Source organism: Acidisoma sp. L85 (assembly GCF_009765865.1).
In the GTDB taxonomy this organism is placed as follows: domain Bacteria; phylum Pseudomonadota; class Alphaproteobacteria; order Acetobacterales; family Acetobacteraceae; genus Acidisoma.
On record NZ_LMUQ01000039.1, the window covers coordinates 1 to 19,457 of the forward strand.

At 65.0% G+C, this 19,457-nt stretch carries 19 protein-coding genes; 12 read left to right on the forward strand and 7 right to left on the reverse strand.

What is annotated here, in order from left to right:
• Window positions 1-257 (forward strand): formyltransferase family protein (locus GSQ83_RS10205; protein WP_305782243.1); only part of this gene is annotated, 257 nt, incomplete at its 5' end.
• Between the two features lie 32 nt (window positions 258-289).
• Complete coding sequence (locus GSQ83_RS10210) at window positions 290-478, forward strand: hypothetical protein (protein WP_158802796.1); 189 nt, start codon at window positions 290-292, stop codon at window positions 476-478.
• Window positions 479-560: 82 nt separating this feature from the next.
• On the opposite strand, the gene ndk is transcribed toward GSQ83_RS10210, so the two are convergent.
• Window positions 561-983 (reverse strand): nucleoside-diphosphate kinase, encoded by a 423-nt coding sequence (ndk, locus tag GSQ83_RS10215; RefSeq protein ID WP_158802797.1) that lies wholly within the window; start codon window positions 981-983, stop codon window positions 561-563.
• Window positions 984-1,121: 138 nt separating this feature from the next.
• On the opposite strand from ndk, the gene GSQ83_RS10220 reads away from it, so the two are divergent.
• The 4 genes from GSQ83_RS10220 (at window position 1,122) to GSQ83_RS10235 (ending at window position 5,979) form a co-directional block, all read left to right on the forward strand.
• Window positions 1,122-2,993 carry an ABC-F family ATP-binding cassette domain-containing protein gene (locus GSQ83_RS10220; RefSeq protein ID WP_158802798.1) on the forward strand — a complete coding sequence of 624 codons (1,872 nt, stop codon included), beginning with the start codon at window positions 1,122-1,124 and terminating at the stop codon, window positions 2,991-2,993.
• A gap of 128 nt (window positions 2,994-3,121) precedes the next feature.
• Window positions 3,122-5,176 (forward strand): NAD(+) synthase, encoded by a 2,055-nt coding sequence (locus GSQ83_RS10225; RefSeq protein ID WP_158803121.1) that lies wholly within the window; start codon window positions 3,122-3,124, stop codon window positions 5,174-5,176.
• Window positions 5,177-5,208: 32 nt separating this feature from the next.
• Window positions 5,209-5,523, forward strand: a complete 315-nt coding sequence (locus tag GSQ83_RS10230; protein ID WP_158802799.1) for a Dabb family protein — start codon at window positions 5,209-5,211, stop codon at window positions 5,521-5,523.
• Window positions 5,524-5,580: 57 nt separating this feature from the next.
• Window positions 5,581-5,979, forward strand: coding sequence for a response regulator (locus tag GSQ83_RS10235; protein ID WP_158802800.1), 399 nt, complete (start codon window positions 5,581-5,583; stop codon window positions 5,977-5,979).
• Window positions 5,980-6,199: 220 nt separating this feature from the next.
• Here GSQ83_RS10235 and GSQ83_RS10240 read toward each other — a convergent pair whose 3' ends face one another.
• Window positions 6,200-8,683: a DNA translocase FtsK 4TM domain-containing protein gene (locus GSQ83_RS10240; RefSeq protein WP_158802801.1), complete on the reverse strand. Its 2,484-nt coding sequence runs from the start codon at window positions 8,681-8,683 to the stop codon at window positions 6,200-6,202.
• A 141-nt stretch (window positions 8,684-8,824) separates the two neighbouring features.
• A complete protein-coding gene (locus tag GSQ83_RS10245; protein WP_158802802.1) occupies window positions 8,825-9,589 on the reverse strand; it encodes a class I SAM-dependent methyltransferase in 765 nt (254 codons plus the stop codon).
• 29 nt (window positions 9,590-9,618) lie between these two features.
• Between GSQ83_RS10245 and GSQ83_RS10250 the strand changes: the two genes are divergently transcribed.
• From GSQ83_RS10250 to GSQ83_RS10270, 5 genes are all read left to right on the forward strand, one after another.
• Complete coding sequence (locus GSQ83_RS10250) at window positions 9,619-10,470, forward strand: helix-turn-helix transcriptional regulator (protein WP_158802803.1); 852 nt, start codon at window positions 9,619-9,621, stop codon at window positions 10,468-10,470.
• A 107-nt stretch (window positions 10,471-10,577) separates the two neighbouring features.
• On the forward strand, window positions 10,578-11,204 hold the full coding sequence (locus GSQ83_RS10255) for an NTP transferase domain-containing protein (protein ID WP_216850031.1): 627 nt from the start codon (window positions 10,578-10,580) through the stop codon (window positions 11,202-11,204).
• Between the two features lie 2 nt (window positions 11,205-11,206).
• Window positions 11,207-11,674 (forward strand): Fe-S cluster assembly sulfur transfer protein SufU, encoded by a 468-nt coding sequence (gene sufU / locus GSQ83_RS10260; RefSeq protein WP_158802804.1) that lies wholly within the window; start codon window positions 11,207-11,209, stop codon window positions 11,672-11,674.
• Window positions 11,671-11,994, forward strand: coding sequence for an XdhC family protein (locus tag GSQ83_RS10265; RefSeq protein ID WP_158802805.1), 324 nt, complete (start codon window positions 11,671-11,673; stop codon window positions 11,992-11,994). The genes sufU and GSQ83_RS10265 overlap by 4 nt, the downstream gene beginning before the upstream one ends.
• On the forward strand, window positions 11,991-12,680 hold the full coding sequence (locus tag GSQ83_RS10270; RefSeq protein ID WP_158802806.1) for an XdhC family protein: 690 nt from the start codon (window positions 11,991-11,993) through the stop codon (window positions 12,678-12,680). The genes GSQ83_RS10265 and GSQ83_RS10270 overlap by 4 nt, the downstream gene beginning before the upstream one ends.
• A gap of 25 nt (window positions 12,681-12,705) precedes the next feature.
• On the opposite strand, the gene GSQ83_RS10275 is transcribed toward GSQ83_RS10270, so the two are convergent.
• The 4 genes from GSQ83_RS10275 to GSQ83_RS10290 all read right to left on the reverse strand — a co-directional run bounded on the left by GSQ83_RS10275 (window position 12,706) and on the right by GSQ83_RS10290 (window position 18,557).
• Window positions 12,706-13,533, reverse strand: a complete 828-nt coding sequence (locus tag GSQ83_RS10275; RefSeq protein ID WP_158802807.1) for an SDR family NAD(P)-dependent oxidoreductase — start codon at window positions 13,531-13,533, stop codon at window positions 12,706-12,708.
• 184 nt (window positions 13,534-13,717) lie between these two features.
• On the reverse strand, window positions 13,718-14,209 hold the full coding sequence (locus tag GSQ83_RS10280) for an acetone carboxylase subunit gamma (RefSeq protein ID WP_158802808.1): 492 nt from the start codon (window positions 14,207-14,209) through the stop codon (window positions 13,718-13,720).
• Window positions 14,206-16,407, reverse strand: coding sequence for a hydantoinase B/oxoprolinase family protein (locus GSQ83_RS10285; RefSeq protein ID WP_158802809.1), 2,202 nt, complete (start codon window positions 16,405-16,407; stop codon window positions 14,206-14,208). Before GSQ83_RS10285 ends, GSQ83_RS10280 begins: the two co-directional genes overlap by 4 nt.
• Before the next feature lie 14 nt (window positions 16,408-16,421).
• Window positions 16,422-18,557 (reverse strand): hydantoinase/oxoprolinase family protein, encoded by a 2,136-nt coding sequence (locus GSQ83_RS10290; protein WP_158802810.1) that lies wholly within the window; start codon window positions 18,555-18,557, stop codon window positions 16,422-16,424.
• Window positions 18,558-18,656: 99 nt separating this feature from the next.
• Between GSQ83_RS10290 and GSQ83_RS10295 the strand changes: the two genes are divergently transcribed.
• Window positions 18,657-19,439 (forward strand): helix-turn-helix transcriptional regulator, encoded by a 783-nt coding sequence (locus tag GSQ83_RS10295; protein WP_254065635.1) that lies wholly within the window; start codon window positions 18,657-18,659, stop codon window positions 19,437-19,439.
• Window positions 19,440-19,457 lie beyond the last annotated feature (18 nt).

The following is a 19,457-nucleotide window of genomic DNA, read 5'->3' on the forward strand; positions in this document are numbered from 1 at the left end:
AGGCGGGGGTCACTCTCCACGGCTGCACGGTGCATCTGGTGACCGAGGCGCTGGATGCCGGGCCGATACTGGCACAGGCGGCGGTGCCGGTTATTCCGGGCGATACGGAGACGGCCCTTGCCGCCCGAGTGCTGCGGCAGGAACACGCGCTCTACCCGCAGGCTTTGCGTGACCTGATCGACCCGGCGGGTAAACGGGCGGCAGCGCCCGAGGCGGCACTCATCAACCCCTTGCCGAGGCGCGGCGCCGGGCCCTAAATGCCGGCTGGATCGCGGATAATGAGATGCCCATGGCCCAAGCAGTGACCACAGCCGATACTCACGGCCACGACGCGCATGCCGCGGCCGATGTCGATGCCACGCCGCAGGCCATGCTCGACGAGCGCCGTCACCTCTGGCACGATTTCGGCAAGTTTTTGCTCGGCAATATCATCGCCATTGCCGTGGTGCTGATCGGAATGGCGATCTTTCTGGTCTGAGGCTTTTCGCGGCGGCGGAACGGCTTTGGTCCCCCGCACGTCATGCTCGGCAAAGGCCGAGCATGACGGATCTTGAATCAGCTCAGGCGACGATGTCGATCTCGGCGAAGAAGAAGCTGATTTCCGTCGCAGCGTTCTCGGCGCTGTCGGAACCATGGACCGAATTCGCCTCGATGCTCTCGGCGAACTGGGCGCGGATGGTGCCGGCCTCGGCCTTCTTCGGGTCGGTGGCGCCCATCAATTCGCGGTTCTTCGCGACCGCGTTCTCGCCCGACAGGACCTGGGCTAGTACCGGGCCGGAAATCATGAAGCTTACGAGATCGTTGAAGAAGCCTCGCTCGCGATGCACGCCGTAGAAGGCCTCGGCCTGGGCGCGCGTGAGTTGCAGACGCTTCTGGGCGAGGATCGAAAGGCCCGCGCCCTCGAAAATCGCGTTGATCTTGCCGGTCAGGTTGCGGCGCGTGGCGTCGGGCTTGATGATGGACAGGGTGCGTTCGGTGGCCATGGCTCTGAGGTTCTTTCGTTACGTGTGACTGCGACCGGCAGTTGGCGGCGCCTTTAGAGGGTACAGACAGGCGCCGCAATCCCGCCCGGCCAAGGCCGCCGTTCCTTAGCTCCGCGAAGCGCTTTAAAGAGCGCGCCCATGAGCCTTCTCGTCATCCGCGACCTCTCCATATCCATCAAGGGCCGCGCCTTGCTGGAGAACGCCGCCCTCACCGTCGATCCCGGCCGCCGCATCGGGCTGATCGGGCGCAATGGCGCGGGCAAATCGACGCTGATGCGCGCGATCACCGGCGATCTGACGCCCGATGGCGGCGAGATCCGGCTCGCCACACGGGCCAAGATGGGCGCGGTGGCGCAGGAAGCGCCGAGCGGGGATATCACCCCCGTTGCCGTGGTGCTGGCGGCCGATAAGGAGCGCACCGCGCTTTTGGCGGAAGCCGAGAATCCGCGCACCGACCCGCTGCGGCTCGCCGAAGTCCATGACCGGCTGCGGACGATCGGCGCCGAGAGCGCACCGGCACGGGCCGGGGCGATCCTCGCCGGGCTGGGGTTCTCGCGCGAGCGGCAGGAAGGACCGGTCAGCGCGCTGTCCGGCGGCTGGCGGATGCGCGTGGCACTAGCCTCCGCGCTTTTCGGAGACCCCGATTTGCTGCTGCTGGACGAGCCGACCAACCATCTCGACCTCGAAGCCTCGCTGTGGCTGGAGGGATGGCTCGCGAAGTTTCCCGGCGCCGCCCTGATCGTCAGCCACGACCGCGGCTTGCTCGACCGTTCCGTGGAAGCCATCGCGCATCTCGATCGCGGCAAGATCCTGCTGAGCACCGGCGGCTTCAGCGAATTCCTGCGGCTGCGGACGGAGCGCACGGCGCAGCAGCGCCGGATGGCGGAGAAGGTCGGCGCCGAGCGGGAGCGCATCCAGGCTTTCGTCGATCGCTTCCGCGCGAAGGCAACCAAAGCGCGCCAGGCGCAGAGCCGGCTCAAGGCGCTGGAACGGCTGCCGCCCGTCGAGATGGTGATCGAGGACGCGCCGACGCGCTTCGCCTTCCCGGAGCCGACACGGCTGGCGCCACCGATCCTGACGCTGGACCGCGTGTCGGTCGGCTATGGCGGCAAGCCGGTGTTGCGTAACGTTTCGCTCAATCTCGACATGGACGATCGGGTGGCGCTGCTGGGTTCCAACGGCAACGGCAAATCGACACTCGCCAAGCTGGTCGGCGGCTCGCTGCCGCCGCTGTCCGGAGAGATGCGCCGGGCGCCGGGGCTGCGGGTCGGCTATTTCGCCCAGGATCAGGCCGAAGCGCTGGTTCCGGGGGAGAGCGCCATCGACCATATGGCGCGCGCCCTGCCCCGTGCCTTGCCGCCGCAGTTGCGCGCCCAGCTTGCGCGGTTCGGGCTGGACGCGGCGCGGGCCGAAACGAAGGTTTCCGAATTGTCGGGCGGCGAGAAGGGACGGCTGTTGCTGTCCCTGGCGACGCGGGATGCGCCGCATTTGCTGATCCTGGATGAGCCGACCAACCATCTCGACATCGATGCGCGGGAAGCGCTGATCCGGGCGCTGGCCGATTACATGGGCGCGGTGCTGCTCATCACCCATGACCCGCATCTGGTCTCGCTGGTCGCCGACCGGCTGTGGCTGGTGGCGAACGGCACAGTCACGACCTTCGACGGCGATATGGATGACTACCGCCAGCGCATATCGGGCAGCACCGGACCGAGCGGCAGTGCGAAGCCCGAGCCGTCACGTCAGGACGACCGTCGCGAGAGGGCGGAGGCCAGGATCGCGCTCGCACCGTTGCGGCGGGCGGCTCAGGATGCCGAGAAGCGCATCGCCAAGCTCACCGCTGAGAGGGCGGCGGTTGAGGCGAAGCTTGGGGATGGCGAGTTCTATAGCAAATCAACGGGCGCGGTGGTGGCAGAGGTGCAGACCCGGCTCGCGGCATTGAACCGCGACATCGAGGCGGCCGAGGAGACATGGCTGGAAGCGACGGGGGCGCTGGAGGCGGCTCAGTAGCTTCTCGGACGGATTAGGCTCGGCCGCCTCCATCCGGTTCGCCGGAAGCCGCGACGCGGGGCGTGATGCGCGTGGAGCGCAGACTCGTGCCGCTTCTAGCGATCGGCGATCCGCCCTACATTCGTTTCATGTCCTTTCGCTCGCTCTATGCCCATGGCTTCGCCCGGGTCGCCGCCTGCACCATTGTCAGCAGCGCTGCCAATCCGGCCGCCAATGCCCGCGCGATTCTGGCCGAGGCACAGTCGGTTCATGCCGAGGGCGCGGTGCTTGCGGTTTTTCCGGAACTCTGCGTCTCAGGCTATGCGATCGATGACCTGCTCATGCAGGACGCGGTGCTGGATGCGGTGCATCTCGCGCTGGCCGAGATCGCCGAGGGTAGCCGGGATCTTCTGCCCATCCTGCTGGTGGGCGCGCCGCTGCGTTTTGGTGAGCGGCTGTTCAACACGGCGGTCGTCATCCATCGCGGACGGATTCTGGGCGTGGTGCCCAAGATACATATCCCCAACTATCGGGAATTCTACGAAAAACGGCATTTCGCCTCCGGCGCCGGAACGGAGGGCGGCAACATCCGGTTGAACGGCGCGGAAGTGCCTTTCGGGCCGGACCTCATATTCGAGGCGGAGGATCTGCCGGGCTTCGTGCTGCATGTGGAGATTTGCGAGGACGTCTGGGTGCCATCGCCACCGAGCGGTGCCGCGGCGCTGGCCGGGGCGACGATTCTCGCCAATCTCTCAGCCAGTAACATCACGATCGGCAAAGCGGATAGCCGGACGCTGCTCTCCCAGTCGCAATCGGCGCGCTGCCAGGCGGCCTATCTCTACGCGGCGGCGGGCGTCGGCGAGTCCACCACCGATCTTGCCTGGGACGGGCAGGTTTCGATTTTCGAAAACGGCGTGACGCTGGCGGAAAGCCCGCGCTTCCCGCTCGGCCCGCAATCGGCGATCGCGGATATCGATCTCGATCTGTTGCGGCAGGAGCGGCTGCGGAACGGCAGCCTGGACGACAACCGGCGTTACCATGACGTGCAGGCGGGCGACTTCCGGCGTGTGACCCTGGCGCTGGAACCGCCCGACGGAGACCTTGGCCTGAAGCGGAAGCTCGCGCGGTTTCCTTTCGTGCCGGCCGATCCCGCACGGCTGAGCCAGGATTGCTACGAGGGCTACAACATTCAGATCAGCGGGCTGGCGCAGCGGCTGCGCGGCATCGGCGTGCGGAAGATGGTGATCGGCGTTTCGGGTGGCCTCGATTCCACCCATGCGCTCATCGTCGCGGCACGGGCGGCGGATCTGCTGGAGATTCCGCGCGCCAATATTCTCGGCTTCACCATGCCGGGCTTCGCCACCAGCGACTACACCAAGACCAATGCCATCGCGCTGATGGAAGCTTTGGGCATCACCTGGAAGGAGCTCGATATCCGGCCGGCCGCGACGCAGATGCTCGGCGACATGGGCCATCCCTTCGGGCGAGGCGAGCCGGTCTATGACGTGACTTTCGAGAATGTGCAGGCCGGGCTTCGCACCGACTATCTCTTCCGCCTCGCCAACCACAACGATGCCATCGTCATCGGGACCGGCGATCTGTCCGAACTGGCGCTGGGCTGGTGCACCTATGGCGTCGGCGACCAGATGTCGCACTACAACGTCAATGGCGGCATCCCCAAGACCCTCATCCAGCATCTGATCCGCTGGGTGATAAGCACCGGGCAGTTTGACGCGGCGGTGGGCGACACGCTGACCGCGATCCTCGCCACTGAGATTTCGCCGGAGCTGGTGCCGGCAAGTGAAGGGGAGGCGCCGCAGAGCACGGAGGCCAAGATCGGCCCCTACGCGCTGCAGGACTTCACCCTGTTCCATGTCCTGCGCTATGGCTTCCGCCCCTCCAAGATCGCCTACCTGGCGCTGATGGCCTGGGAGGATGCGGCCCGGGGCGAATGGCCACCGGGCTTCCCGGAGGAAAAGCGGCTCGCTTACGATCTGCCGCAGATCCGGCATTGGATGACGGTCTTCCTGCGGCGCTTCTTCGCCTTCAGCCAGTTCAAACGGTCCGCCATGCCGAACGGCCCGAAGGTGAGCGGCGGCGGCAGTCTTTCGCCGCGTGGCGACTGGCGCGCGCCCTCCGACGGCAATGCGGCGGCCTGGATCGAGGAGCTGGAACGCAATGTGCCTTCGGGCGAAGAGGGTTGATGCCGGAGTGACGCCCCTCTACCGATAGTGTGATGATCAAGCACATCGTTCTCATGCGTGCCCGTGCTGACATGGCGGCCACGGATTTGCAGGCCATATTCGCGGAACTCGCGGCTTTGCGGGGCCGGCTGCCGGGTCTCCGCACGGTCACTTTCGGCCGCAGTGACAGTCCGGAGAAGATCGAGCGTGGCTATACCCATGCCCTGATGGTGGACTTCGACGACTGGGCGGCGCTCAAGGTCTATGCCGAGGACGCGGCCCATAAGGCGGCGGGCGCGAAGCTGGTCGCGGCCACCCAAGGCGGCATTGATGGGCTTCTTGTGATGGACATCCCTGTCGAGGGTTAAGACTTACAACCGAGACGGGGCTAGCGTTTCGTGAGTTCCGCACGGTAAATTACCCGGATGGACCCACGACCCAGCCTTGACCAGTCGCGGCCATCGACAACGCTGCGGGTCTTTGTGCTCGAGGACGAGGCGCTCCTGGCGATGCTCCTAGAGGATGTACTGACGGATTTGGGCTGTTCCATCGTCGGTCCATTCGCGCGCTGCGACGAAGCGCTTCGTTTCCTGGAAGAACGGCCGTCCGAGGTCGATTTCGGGATTCTCGACGTCAATGTCGCCGGGCAGCGAAGTGACGGCGTCGCCGAGGCGTTCGACCGGCTGAACCTGCCCTTCGTCTTCAGCACGGGCTATGACGACACGGCTCTCGGCGCCCAATGGCGCGCTAAGCCGAACCTCCGCAAACCCTTCCGTCAGGCGGATCTGGAGCGTGTCCTCGCTGAATGTGCGACCCGCCGCTGAGGTGTGGTGGTGGCGAAGTCGGGCACGAGACGGCGCCGGGCCCTTGAGAATGCCTGGTCTGGGCCACGTCGCCATGCTCGGCGAAGGCCTAGCATCCGCATCTTGCTTGCTTCACGTAGGTAAGACGTGGATGGCACGGGGTGCCCCGCACGCCTTCGCGTGCCATGACGGAACCTCTGGACGCGGTTCTATTTGATCATCACGCTCAAAGCGCGCTGCCTCACTTGTCGTCGTCCTCGTCGTCTTCCTCTTCCTTTTTAATCCGGCGGATCAGGACCTCGCGCTTGCCGACATGGTTGGCGGCGCCGACGATGCCCTCTTTCTCCATCTGCTCGATCAGGCGGGCGGCGCGATTGTAGCCGATCTGCAGGTGCCGCTGGATGAAGCTGGTGCTGGCTTTGCCTTCGCGGCCCACGAGAGCGACGGCCTGGTCGAACAGCCCTTTCTCGCCCTCGCTGGCGCCGGCAATTCCGGATAGCGCGCTATTGCCGCCAGCCGGTTCCTCCTCGGTCGAATCCGTGACTTCCTCGAGGTAGTTCGGCTCGCCCTGTTCCCGCAGGAAGGCGACCACATCCTCAACCTCGCGGTCGGTCACGAAGGGGCCGTGGACGCGGGTGATGCGGCCACCGCCCACCATGTAGAGCATGTCGCCCTGGCCCAGCAGCTGCTCGGACCCCTGCTCGCCGAGGATGGTGCGGCTGTCGAATTTGCTGATGACCTGGAAGCTGATGCGGGTCGGGAAGTTCGCCTTGATGGTGCCGGTGATGACATCCACAGATGGCCGCTGCGTCGCCATGATGACGTGGATGCCGGCCGCCCGCGCCATCTGCGCGAGACGCTGCACCGCCATCTCGATCTCCTTGCCGGCGACCATCATGAGGTCGGCCATCTCGTCGATGATCACCACCAGGAAGGGCAGCGACTCGAGCGCCAGCGGCTGCTCCTCGAAGATCGGCCGCCCGGTCTCGGCGTCGAAACCGGTCTGCACGCGGCGGGTGACGACCTCGCCCCGGGCCCGCGCCTCGGCGACGCGGTCGTTGTAGCCACCGATATTGCGGACGGCGAGCTGACTCATGGCGCGGTAGCGGCGCTCCATCTCGCGCACGGTCCATTTGAGCGCGGTCACCGCCTTGGCGGGCTCCGTTACGACGGGCGCCATGAGATGCGGAATGCCGTCATAGACGGAGAGTTCGAGCATCTTCGGATCAATGAGAATCAGGCGGCATTCCTCGGGCGACATGCGGTACAGGAGGGAGAGGATCATCGCATTGATGCCGACCGACTTGCCCGAACCGGTGGTGCCGGCGACCAGCAGATGCGGCATGCGCGCGAGATCGACCATCACCGGCGCGCCGCTGATGTCCTTGCCGAGGGCGATCGGCAGCTTGGAGCTGTTATTCGTCCAATCCGGGGTCGCCAGAAGCTCGCGCAGGAACACGGTTTCGCGCTCGGCATTCGGCACCTCGATGCCGATCACATTGCGGCCGGGGACAGTCGCGATGCGAACGGCCGTCACGGACAGGCTGCGGGCGACGTCATCGGCCAGACCGATGACCCGGGCGGAGCGGATGCCGGGCGCCGGCTCAAGCTCGTAGAGCGTGACGACCGGGCCTGGCCGGATCTCGACGATGCTGCCTTGGACGCCGTAGTCCGAGAGAACCGTTTCGAGCAGGCGGGCATTGGCCTGCAGCGCCTCGGGGCTCACGCCCACTCCCCGGCGAAGGGGCGGTTCTTTGAGAAGCGACAGCGTCGGGAAGCGCCAGCCGAGCGGCAGCGAAGGCTGGATTTCGGGCGACAGATTTTCGCGCTTCTTCGGTGGCTGGACCCGGACGGCGGGGGCTGGAGCGCGGGGCGCGGCAGGCTGCGGCGCGAATGGCGTGGCTTGGCGCGCCATCGGCGGCAAGGCGTCCGGCGCATCCTCCGGTTCCATTGGTGGCAGCAGCGTCGCTGGGTGCGGGGCTCGCGCCTGCTCGCGATCGGCGGCTTGGCCCCAATCCGGCAGCAGGCGCCACAGCACGCCGAGGCCACGGCCAGCGCCGCTCATGCCGCGCGCGACCTGGCCACTGGACCGCATCGAGAAATTCGCCGCGCCAAGCGCCCCGCGGCCCGCATGGCGGCCGGCAGTGCGCCACTCACCCAGGCTGAGACCGAAGCCGAAGGCCGCCAGGCCGAGCCCCAGCAGCAACTCGATGACCCAGACGATCGCCGCTCCAAGCGCGCCGAGCGCATCGGCGCCGAGCCCGACGAGGCCATGTCCGACGCCGAATCCCACAGCGCCACCGAGGCCGCTGGACAGCCAGCCGCCAGTGATGACGCCGCTCACCGGCAGGGTGGCGAGGACACCGGCGACCAATGGCATGGAGACGGCAAGCGCAAGAATGCGCAGAAGTACGAATGAGAGCCGCTTGCTTTCCGCGATACGCCAGCCCCAGAGGAGCATTACGCCGGCAGGCAAGACCGCGACGATGCCGAAGCCCTGCCACAGGAGATCGGCGAGGATCGCGCCGCCCGGACCCGCGAGGTTGCGGACCACCGCACCCGCCGTGTCGAAGGACGCATCCGACGGGTGGTAGGAGCCCAGGGCGACCGCCAGTGCGACACCGGCGAGGCCGAGAACCAAGCCGCCCAGCGCGGCCAGCCGCCTGCGCCCCATTGCCAGAAGTGTTGGTGAGATAAGCCTGCGAGCCTCAACCAGAGCGGCCATCGAATCCCATTTCGCGTCAGTGCCGGCTTCCCGGCGGGTCTGAAGAAGCGGTCTCAAGGGCTTGATAGCATAAAGCTCGGAGTCGATCAGCCTTCCCGTCCGGGCATTTGAGCGATTGGCGTCGTTTGCAATCCGCGACCGCTACGCCGCCCGGCACATGACCGTCGCGGTGTCCAGATCGAAGCTGCCGTCCTCCGCGATCGCGAAATGGTCCCGGATGGCGGCGGGTGCCGCGGCCTGAAGCGAGCGGATCACCTTGGCATTTGCTTCAGAGGTGCGGGTGCGGGCGATCCAGACCGGGAAGTCCATGCGCAGCTTGCGGGCTGTGATGCCCTCGACCGCGAAGCCGGACCGGTAGAGGGCCGCCAGCCACTCGCCGACCGAATAATTCCGGATATGCGAGGCATCCCGCAGGATCTCAAAGGCCTGCAGATGCGTGTCGAGGATCCGGTCCGTGGGCGCGGTCACATCGACAAAGACGGCGCGGCAGGCAGGCTTGAGAACGCGGCGCGCCTCGCGCAAGCCGGCTTCCATGTTCCGCCAATGGTGGGTTGTGAAGCGGCAGAGAACGACATCGAAGCTCGCATCCTCGAAGGGCAAATCCTCGGCGGCGGCCTGACGGACGGCAATATTGGAGAGACCGCGCTCCGCCGCCGTCTGGGCAACCACATCCAGCATACTCTTGGTAATGTCGCAGGCGACGACCTCCGCGACATGGGGGGCCGCGCGGTAGCTGACATGGCCTCCGCCACAGCCGAGGTCGAGAACCCGCGCTTCGCCCTGCCCGTGCAGCTCCGCCTCCATCTGCGCCAGGTCATCGCCGGTGCTGTGATTGATGCTGGTGACGTAGTCCTGGGCACGGGGCGCGTATTGCGCGGCCGTGAAGGCGTTCATCGCGATGCTCATGGTCGGGTTCCCCTATCTGACGCGTCACCATGTCACTCGATTGGAACCAGTATAAGCCGGGTAGATATACTGGTATCACCGCTTCCCTGATGATTATGACCGCTGCGCAACGCGAGCTGCTGGCTGCCTTCGTCCGCGCCCGGCGTGAGGCGCTCGACCCCGCCGCTGCCGGGCTGCCGATGGAGGCTCATGCCCGCCGGCGCACACCGGGATTGCGACGGGAGGAGGTCGCGCAGCTCTGCGGGATCAGCGTCACCTGGTACACCTGGATCGAGCAGGGCCGCGATATCTCGCTCTCCTCCGAGGCCCTCGCGCGGCTGGCAAGCGCTCTGCATTTGAGCGCGGCGGAGCGGGCTTACCTGTTTGAGCTGACCCGGAAGAAGGACCCCTCTCCGGCCACGATATTGCCGTCGGCCGTACCGGATGCTCTGAGCGCTGTCCTCTCGACGACAACGGCACCGGCGTATCTGCTTGACCGGCTTTGGCATGCGCGCGCCTGGAACGCAGCGGCGGGCCGGCTGTTTTCGCCGTGGCTCGGCAGCGGTGAGACTTCTCTGCTGCGCTATGTTTTTCTGGACACGTCAGCGCGCGATTTCATTCGCGAGTGGGAAAATCGCGCAAGGCGGCTTCTGGCGGAATTCCGGGCGGATATCGCGCGCAATCCGGGTGATACCGAAACACAGGATATGGTCGCGCGATTGCTACAAGACAGCCCGGACTTCGCGCGCTTCTGGAACAGCCACACGGTGCTGGCTCGCGAAGGCGGCACGCGCATGTTCAGCCACCCCGAGGACGGCATCGTGCAATACGAGCAGGTCACTCTCATCCCCGCGGCGCAGGCGGACCACAAGCTGGTGATCCTCCTGCCAGCACAGACGTGAACCCGAAAGCCTTGGACCAAGCCAGGTGCCGCTTGAGGAGAGCGAGCTTCTGGCGGCATGTTCGGACAGTCCCCGCCGCGTGGGGGGCTACCATCGCTGGAGGTGCTGTGACCGCGCCCACCCCTCTTACCTCCGCCGTCATTCTGGCGGCCGGTCTCTCGTCTCGGATGGAAGGCCGGCACAAGCTTTTGCTCGACCTCGGCGGCCAGCCGATGCTGCGTCATGTCGTGACGGCGGTTCTTGGCGTGGCACTTGCTGAACTCGTGGTCGTGACCGGGTATCGCGCGCCCGAGGTGACGGCCGCGCTAGACGCCCTGCCCGTCCGCTTCGTGCATAACGCCGAGTACGCGCAAGGACAGCCGGGGTCGGTCGTCGCCGGGGTGCGTGCGCTGACGGTGGCTTGCGAGGTGTTGATGGTGGTTCTTGGCGACCAGCCTTTTCTCACAACGAGGAGTCTTCGCGCTCTGCTCGACGCATATCGGACGGTGGACGAAGGCAAGTCGATCCTGGTGCCCATGCGCAGCGGACAACGGGGCAATCCGGTGCTGTTCGCCGCGCGCCATATTCCGGAGATCGCGGCGGGTGCGTTGAATGTCGGTTGCCGCCAGCTGGTCGATAGCCACCCCGAACTGGTCGCCCGGATCGAGATGGATGATGATGCCTTCGTGCAGGATTGCGACACGCCAGCTGACTACGCGGCCATGCGGGCGCGCTACCAATCCGTGGCACGATGACCATGAGCGACACACAGGATATCTACAACGCGACAATCCTGGAACGAGCGCGGTCTCCCCGGCATAAACGCCGGCTGGAGGTGTTTGATGCCGAGGCGCGCGAGACCAATCCGCTATGCGGCGATCGGGTTGTGGTGCGCCTGCGCTGCGATCCCGAGAAGCGGATTGCCGCGATCGGCTATGAGGCGCGGGCTTGCGCCATCTGCATCGCGGCCGCCGACATCATGGCCGAGCTGGTCGAGGGTATCGCGGCGGAGGATGCCTGCGTGATGGCCGAAACCTTCGAACAGGGTTTACGCTCCGGCACCGAGATTTCGGCGGATTTGGGGATGGAGCCACTGCGCGTATTTGCGCCCTTGCACGAAACGCCCTCTCGCATCGGTTGCGCGACATTGGCGTGGCGATCCTTGACGCGGGCGATCGGCATGGTGAACCGGACTGATCAAGTGGTATCGGACTCCCGGTCATGAGCGGCGGTGTCGAGGATATCTTCGCCCAGGTCGGTGCGTGGCGGGACCAGGGCGAGCGGGTGGCCCTGGCGACGGTCATTGCCACGTGGGGTAGTTCACCTCGGCCCGTCGGAAGCCAGATGGCTGTCACGCAGAGTGGCCGCATCGTCGGTTCAGTCAGCGGCGGCTGTGTCGAAAGCGCGGTCGCGGAGGCGAGCCTTCTGACGCTTGCCACCGGGCAGCCGCAGGTTCTCGACTATGGCGTAACTAATGAGCGCGCCTGGGAGATCGGTCTCGCCTGCGGCGGCCGCTTGCGCGTTTTCGTGGAAGAGGTGGGATGACGCCGGAAATCACGGCGGCGCTTTTTCAGGCCCGAGCCGAACGGCGTCCCTTGGTTCTGGCGACCCGCCTCCCCGATGGGCTGCAACGGATCCTTCCAGATTCCATCGAAGATGATCTACAGGATGCGGCGCGCCAGGCACTTGAGCGCGACCGGAACGGGATTGTCGAGCTTGCCGGCGAAAGCTGGTTTCTGCATGTGCATAACCTCCCCGTGCGAATCTTCGTGGTGGGCGCGGTGCATATCGCCCAGGCATTGGTGCGGCTGACGGCGCCTTTCGACATGGCGACCATCGTGATCGATCCGCGACCCGCTTTGGCGACCGTTGAACGATTTCCCGATGCCGCACTGATGTCCGACTGGCCGGACGAAGCGCTGGATCTCGCGAAACTCGATGCCCGCAGCGCGATCGTTGTCTTGACGCATGATCCAAAGCTTGACGATCCCGCGCTCGACCGCGCGCTGAGGTCGGACGCGTTCTACATCGGCGCGCTGGGATCTCGCAGATCTCATGCCGCGCGGCTCGAAAGGCTGGCGGCACTGGGGCATGAGCAGAGCAGTCTCTCGCGCATCAAAGGTCCGGTGGGGTTGCCGATCGGCGCGGTTACCGCGCCCGAGATCGCGCTCTCGATCCTTGCGGAGCTGGTCGCGGTGCGGCGCGGTGCCGCGTTGGGTGCGGGGCGCTGATCCAGGTTCGAGCGCGCGGCGGCGGCTACCAGAGCGCGCCGCCGGTGATCTGGATGTTTTCCATTGTGATTCCCTTGGCCTCTTCGCGGCACAGGAAAGCCGCCAGGGCCGCGACCTCGTCGGGTTGAATGATGCGCTTCTGCGGGTTCTGCTCGGCGACCTCAGCCATGGCCTGAGCAAGAGTCCGCGTGTCGCCTTCGCGTGCGACGACTTGTTCGAGGTTGCGGCGCATGAGTTCGGTTTCGACCCAGGTCGGGCTGATCATGACGCAGGTCACGCCATGCGGCGCGCCTTCCAGGGCAACGCAGCGGGTGAGGCCGAGCAGGCCCGATTTCGAGGCGCAATAGGCCGGGTTGTCCTTCCAGCCGACGGTCGCCGCAGTGGAGCCGATATTGATGATCCGCCCCCAGCGCCGGGAGATCATGCCGGGCAGCAGCGTGCGGATCATGCGGAAGGCGCCGTTGAGATTGGTGTCGATGATCTTGGTCCAGAGCTCGTCGGAATGGCCCGAGACCGGCTGCTCCGCGGTCGTGCCCGCAGCGTTCACAAGGATATCGGCGGGGCCGCCGACAGCCTCAGCGTCGTGCAGGAAGCGGTCGATGGCGGTGGTGTCGCGCACGTCGAGATGTCCGACATAGGTGGGGACGCCGAAGTCACGCAGCGCCGCGCGCACCGTGACGATTTCGGCGGGGTCGGGATAGGCGGCCGCATCGCCCGATCGCCCCGCTTGCTCGCCGATATAGGAGCCGACCGCGACAGCCGCGCCTTCCGCCGCCAAAGCCTTGGCGATGGCCAGGCCCTGGCCCGTTAGGCCGCCGGTGATGACGGCGGCGCGGTTGGCGAGGGATTTCATGGAATGTGCCTGTCCAATTGAGCGTAAGGGCGTATTGCTGGCCCAAGCCCCAGACATCCGTCATGGCACGCGAAGGCGTGCCATCCACGCCTTGCCTTCGTCGAGCAAGGAAGGCGTGGATGCTCGGCCTTCGCCGAGCATGACGTGGGGGAATGAGCAAGGTTCAAACCCAAAACATCCTTTTCTAGCCTTCCAAAGGTTGCTTCAGCCAATCGCGGTAGAAGCCTTCGAGGTCGGGTTGGAAGTCGTGCAGGATCGGGTAGCCGGGAGCGCAGGCTTCGACCTCGTGCAGGATGCCGCAGCTTGGGCAGATGAATTCGCGGATCTCCATCCAACGCGGGTCGGGCAAATCGCTGTTGGGGTAGATCTCGCGCAGGGTCTCCTCGGTCTTGCGGACAAAGATATGGGCGGTGAGTTTCCAGTTCCGTCGATAATCGCCATGCTCGTGGCCGCATTCGCATTTGGTGACGCGGCCGCGCGGGGTTTCGGCGATGAAGAGGTGATCGCCGATGGGCAAAAGGATCCGGTCGTCCCAGGACACGCGGTCCTGCAGCACGGAGAGAACCTTGAAGAAGCGGTCTTCGTCCTTGTAGGCGCTCATGATGCGCTTGGTCTGGTGCCAGGGCAGCGTTCCGGCGACGAGTTCGCCGATGATCTCGCGGCTATAGCTGCTCATGGCTTTTCCCCGAAGGTGAAGCTGGGTTCCAGACCCCAGAAGTCGCGAAATTCGCTCGAGAAGCGCGGGGAGAGGCGCATCGCGCTCGCATACATGCGGCGTACCTCGAAGGCGAATTTCTGGTCGCGGATGCGCGTGCTTTCCTGCGCCATCCATTCCGCCACAGGTACCGCACGTCTTATGCGTTCGCGGCGAAGCTCCTCACGGGCCGCTGCGGTCGCGGCAAGGTCGGCTTCCATTTCGTCGGTGTCGAGGTTCTCCCGCACCACGATGCCGAAGACATTGCGCGCGGACTCGGCGGTGAGGAAGCCGTTCTCGACATCCCAGGCGGTCTTGACCGGATCGCGTTCCAACACATCACCGTAGCCGCCGCCGCCATTATAGGAATGGGTGAAGATATCGCCGCTTTTGTGCGGCGCGCTGATATAGGGACCTTCGTCCGTGAGGTGATCGCCGGTCACCAGCTTCTCCAGATCCGAGCGGTGCGGATCGGTTCCAGTGGTATGCGGGATCGGCAAACGGGCGGCCGTCAGCTCGTTGATATTCGTGTTTCGGACGACACGGTGCATCTGGCAGGTCGGCGCTGGATAGCCGCCGCACATTCCCGCATTGTCGAAGACGCGCGAGGAATGTTCGGAGGTCACGAGCCGCAGGTGGGGCGTTTTGTTGATGAGCCAGGTGGACATGAACGAGCAGCCACCACGGTATTTGCCGGAGCCGCCGGAATTCGGCACGATCGAGCGGCCAATGTAGAGCATCGGCATATTCTGTTCCCAGATCTCGATATTCCCCATATCGGATTCCGGATTCCAGCCGACATAGGCGGTGTCGAGACCGTCCTTGATGGCGAGCGCGCCGGAACCGGCCGCCGCGCATTCGAAATGGGCCATGCCGAATTGGGTGCCGTATTGGCTTTCACCGCCCATCTCAATCATCGGGCTATTCACCTGGCCGACGAAAATCTCCTCGACAAAACCACGCCCGAGAAAGCCGCGCGACAGCAGCCGCTGGAACACGCCGTAGGCCGGCAGCAGCAAGGCCCAGGAAGTCGCGGTGGCGCATTTCTCGTTGTCGGGATTGGTCCAGGTGCCGTACGGCAGTTTCAGCTCGGTGCCCATCCATGCGCCGTCATTGACGAGACCCTCGTAATTCATGTGCTGGGTCAGGGTCACGAACATGCCGCCATCCATGCCAGCGGGCGTGCAGTTCATGGAATGATAGCCCCAGGGCTGCGTTCCCTCGAAATCGAGCTTGATCGTGCCGTCGAGCGTGATCTCCATCTCGATCGGAATATTATAGAGCCAATTGGGATCGCCGAGCGGCTGGAAACCGGGTTTTCCCTCCGTCACATGGCCGTAGAAGGTATGGCCGCGATAGATGCCTGGTACGGTGAGCTGGCGCGTGCGGGCGAGCTGGCCGCGCCGGCCTTCCTCGATGAACTCCTTACTGACGCGCATCCAGTAATCCAGGCCGATCTCGCCGATGAGCCCCTTCACCGCCTCGCGCATATCGATGCAGGAGGCGACCTTCGCCTTTTCGTCGAGCACCCAGTAGATCGGCATGCGCAAATTACGCTCGCAGCGGATCACATAGTCGCGGCGGATCGCATCATTCGTGCCGATCTTCTCGGCACAGACGAAAAGCCCTTCTGTATAGCGTTCCTGTGCGAGGCAGACATCGCCGCCCGGCGTGATGCCACCACTTTCCAGCTCGTGGCAGACGGCGCCGGCCCAGCCGACCAATGTGCCCTCGTAGTAGATGGGCACGACATCCATCACATCCGGCACCTGCACGGTGCCGATGAAGGCATCGTTATTGGCGAAGATGTCGCCAGGGTTGATACCGGGATCGGCTTCGTAGCCTTGCTTGATCATCCACTTGATGAAGCGGCTCATGGTATGGACATGCACCATGATGCCGTTGGAAAGCGCGATCGCATCGCCCTCGGGCGTGTAGATGGCAACCACCATTTCACCCACTTCGCGCACGCCGGGGGAGGCGGAAATCCGTCGCGCCATTTCGCGCGCGGATACGCACAGCGCGCGGAGCTTCGTGTGCAGTGTTTCGAATTTGAGCGGATTGTCCTGGCGCAGCCTGAGGTCGGTGATACCGTCGTAGCAGCCGGTCTCCGCCATCATCCGCTCGGAGTCGAGCAGACGGTCGCGCAACGGCATGGCGATGTGGGTGCTGTCGAGCATGCGGATCGTCTCCCTTACGCGTGGCGATAGTGGAGCAGGGTCCACTCGTCGACAAAGACCTGGTCTTGCGGATGGACCACGAGCGTTGTCGCCGGGTGTTCGATGATGGCCGGTCCCGTCACCTCATGCCCCGGCTCCAACAGGTCCATTTCGTAGAGCCGCGCATTGTGCCAGCGGCCACCGATATAGGTCTCCCGCATGCCCTTGGCGGCGGCGGATGGATCGGAGCCGCCGAGCGGTCGCTTGACGAGGATCGGCTTGACCTTATCGGCGGTCGCGACCACGCCGAGTTCCATGATGGAGTAACCGACCGAGCCGTAGGCCGAAACGCGATGGTTGATCGTTGCATAGACTTCCTCGAACCTCGCCACGACCTGGCGCATATCGGCGGCGGTCGAAAGCTTCGTCAGTGGCGCGGTCACTTCGACATCTTCGAGCTGGCCGGTGTAGCGAGCCATCAGGAAAGCCTCCGTGCGGATCTTCTCGCGCGGATGGCCGTCTTCCATCATTTCCGCCACGGCGGCTTCCGTCAGGTCGTCCCAGACTTTCGTGACCTTGGCCGCGAAAGCCACCAGAGCGTCGTCACTCGCGCTCGATGGAATATCGAGCTGGGTGGAAACCGAATGGCGCCGCTTGTAATCGGCCGTGGTGCAGCCGAAGGCGGAAAAGGCGGCGGCGAATTGGAAGGTGATGATGTCGCGGAAACCGATGCCCCGGCTGCATCCGGCAAGATGCAAGGGCCCGGAACCGCCGTAGGAGAACAGCGTGAACTCCGACGGATGAATGCCCTGGCCCGAGATCACTCGGCGCAGCGCGCTATTGGCATCCGTCTCCAGCATCTCGATCATGCCTTCGGCGGCGTCTTCCAGGCTGACATCGAGCAGATCGGCGCAGGTCTCCTTGAAGATCCGCCGCGCCTTGGCGACGTCCAGCTTCACCTTGCCGCCAAGGAAATAATCCGGGTTCAGCCGTCCAAGGATCGCATCGCAATCGGCAATCGTCGGCGCCGTGCCGCCACGGTCGAAACAGATCGGACCGGGATCGGACCCCGCGCTTTCCGGGCCGAGGCTGATCTTGCGGGTCAGCGGATCCACTTTCAGGATCATGCCGGCGCCCGCGCCAATCGTGTCGAGATGCAGGGTCGGCACGTTGAGCTTGAACCGGTCCATGATCGGCTCGTTCTCGATCCGCGTCTGGCCGCGCGTGATCACGCCCATGTCGAAGCTGGTACCGCCCATATCGGAACAGATCAGCGAATCATTGCCGATCAGCTTGCCGACATAGGCCGCGCCCAGAATGCCGCCGATCGGGCCGGAGATCATGGTTTCGTGCAGCCGGGGATGGTTGATCGAGGTCAGGCCACCGAAGGACAGCAAGGTCTGCACCCCGTAGCGAAAACCATATTTCTTCGACACCGCCTCGATGCCGCGAAGCTGCTGCCGCCCGCGCGCGGTCGCGTAAGCCTCGATGAGAACGCTGTTGAGCCGCGACTGTTCGCGGATCACCGGCCGCACCTCATGGCTGGTATAGACGAGGATCTCGGCGCCGGCAGCGGCGATTTCCGCGCGCACGATCTCGGCGATGCGCTTCTCGTGCATCGGATTGACGTGGGAGAAGATCGTCATGATGCAGATGGAATCGACCTTGTCGGCAATCAGCTTGCGCGCCGCCGCCTCGGCCTCATGCTCGTAGAGCGGGATCACCACGTCGCCGAATTGGTCGATGCGTTCCGTCACGCCATGGGTGCGGCGGCGCGGCACCAGCGGGTCGGGATGGTGATGCGTCACCGCATGCAGCCGGTCGGCGTAGGAGTAATCCGCCCAGGCCTGTAAGCCACGGCCCATGAGGATCATGTCCTCAAGGCCCTTGGTGGTGATCAGGCCGAGACGCCGCCCGGTGCGGGACAGCAGCGTGTTGAGCATGCCGGTGCCGGAATAGAGCACGACACCGACACCGGTGAATAATTCCTCCAGCGAAATGCCCCAGGCATCGGCGGCATCCTCCGCCGAAGCGAGGAAGCCCTCGGCCTCGTTCTTGGGCGTGGTTGCCGCCTTGCCGATCTTGAAGTGGCCATCCGAATCAACCAGGATCGTATCCGTCATGGTGCCGCCAGCATCGATGCCAATCACGATGGGGTTCGTCGCTGCCATGAAGTGCCGCCTCCCTTGCCTGGAGCCGCGAAGACTAGGTCCCGGCGAAGCGCCGTGGCTATGTGCCTTTGGACACAACGAAGCCGCACCGCCTTGGCCGTGACGGCCGGGGACGCGCCATTCCTCCGGGCGCTGAGCCACGCCATCGCGGGCATTGGCGAGCCGAATCACCTCGACAGGCTGACCGATGCGATCGCCGCGGCGCTGCCGCATGATCTGGTCACGGTGACACGCTATTCGGCGACCGAGCCGCCGCGCTTCCTGTCCCACCGCAACTTCTCGGACGAATTGGCCCGGCAGTATCAGGAGGTCTATTTCGTCTACGATCCCTTCGGCGCCCATTGGCGAGAGAGCCGCAAAGCCGGCGTGGTGCCGTTGCAATCCTTCGCCAGCCGTGAGCTGAAACGTGGCCGGTACATCAAGGAATTCCTCGCCTCCTCGGTGATCTGTGACGAGGTCGGCGTGTTGCTGGAGGATGGCGGCGACTGGTGCCTCGGCATCTTCCTCGACCGCGCGAAGACGCCGTTTCGCGGGCAGGAGGTCGAGCGGCTCGGCAAGCTCTTCGGAGTCTTCGAGGCGCTGCATCTTGCCCACCGCAGACTGACGGAGCCGCCCTCCGCCCCACTGGCGACAGCGGTGACAGTCTCAGCCGAAACGCGAGATTCCGCACTCCCGCCAAGCCTTTGGCCGGAGCTAAGCGCGCGGGAGAGGGAGCTTGCGACGCTCATTCTCGCCGGCCATCCCTCCGCGACCATCGCGGAACGTCTCGGGATCACGCCCGGTACCGTCAAGAATCATCGGCGGCGGATCTATGCCAAGCTCGACATAACGACAGAGCGCGAATTGTTTCTTCAGTTCTTCCAGTACGGATCGAAACGATGAGACTTCGAGGATCACGGT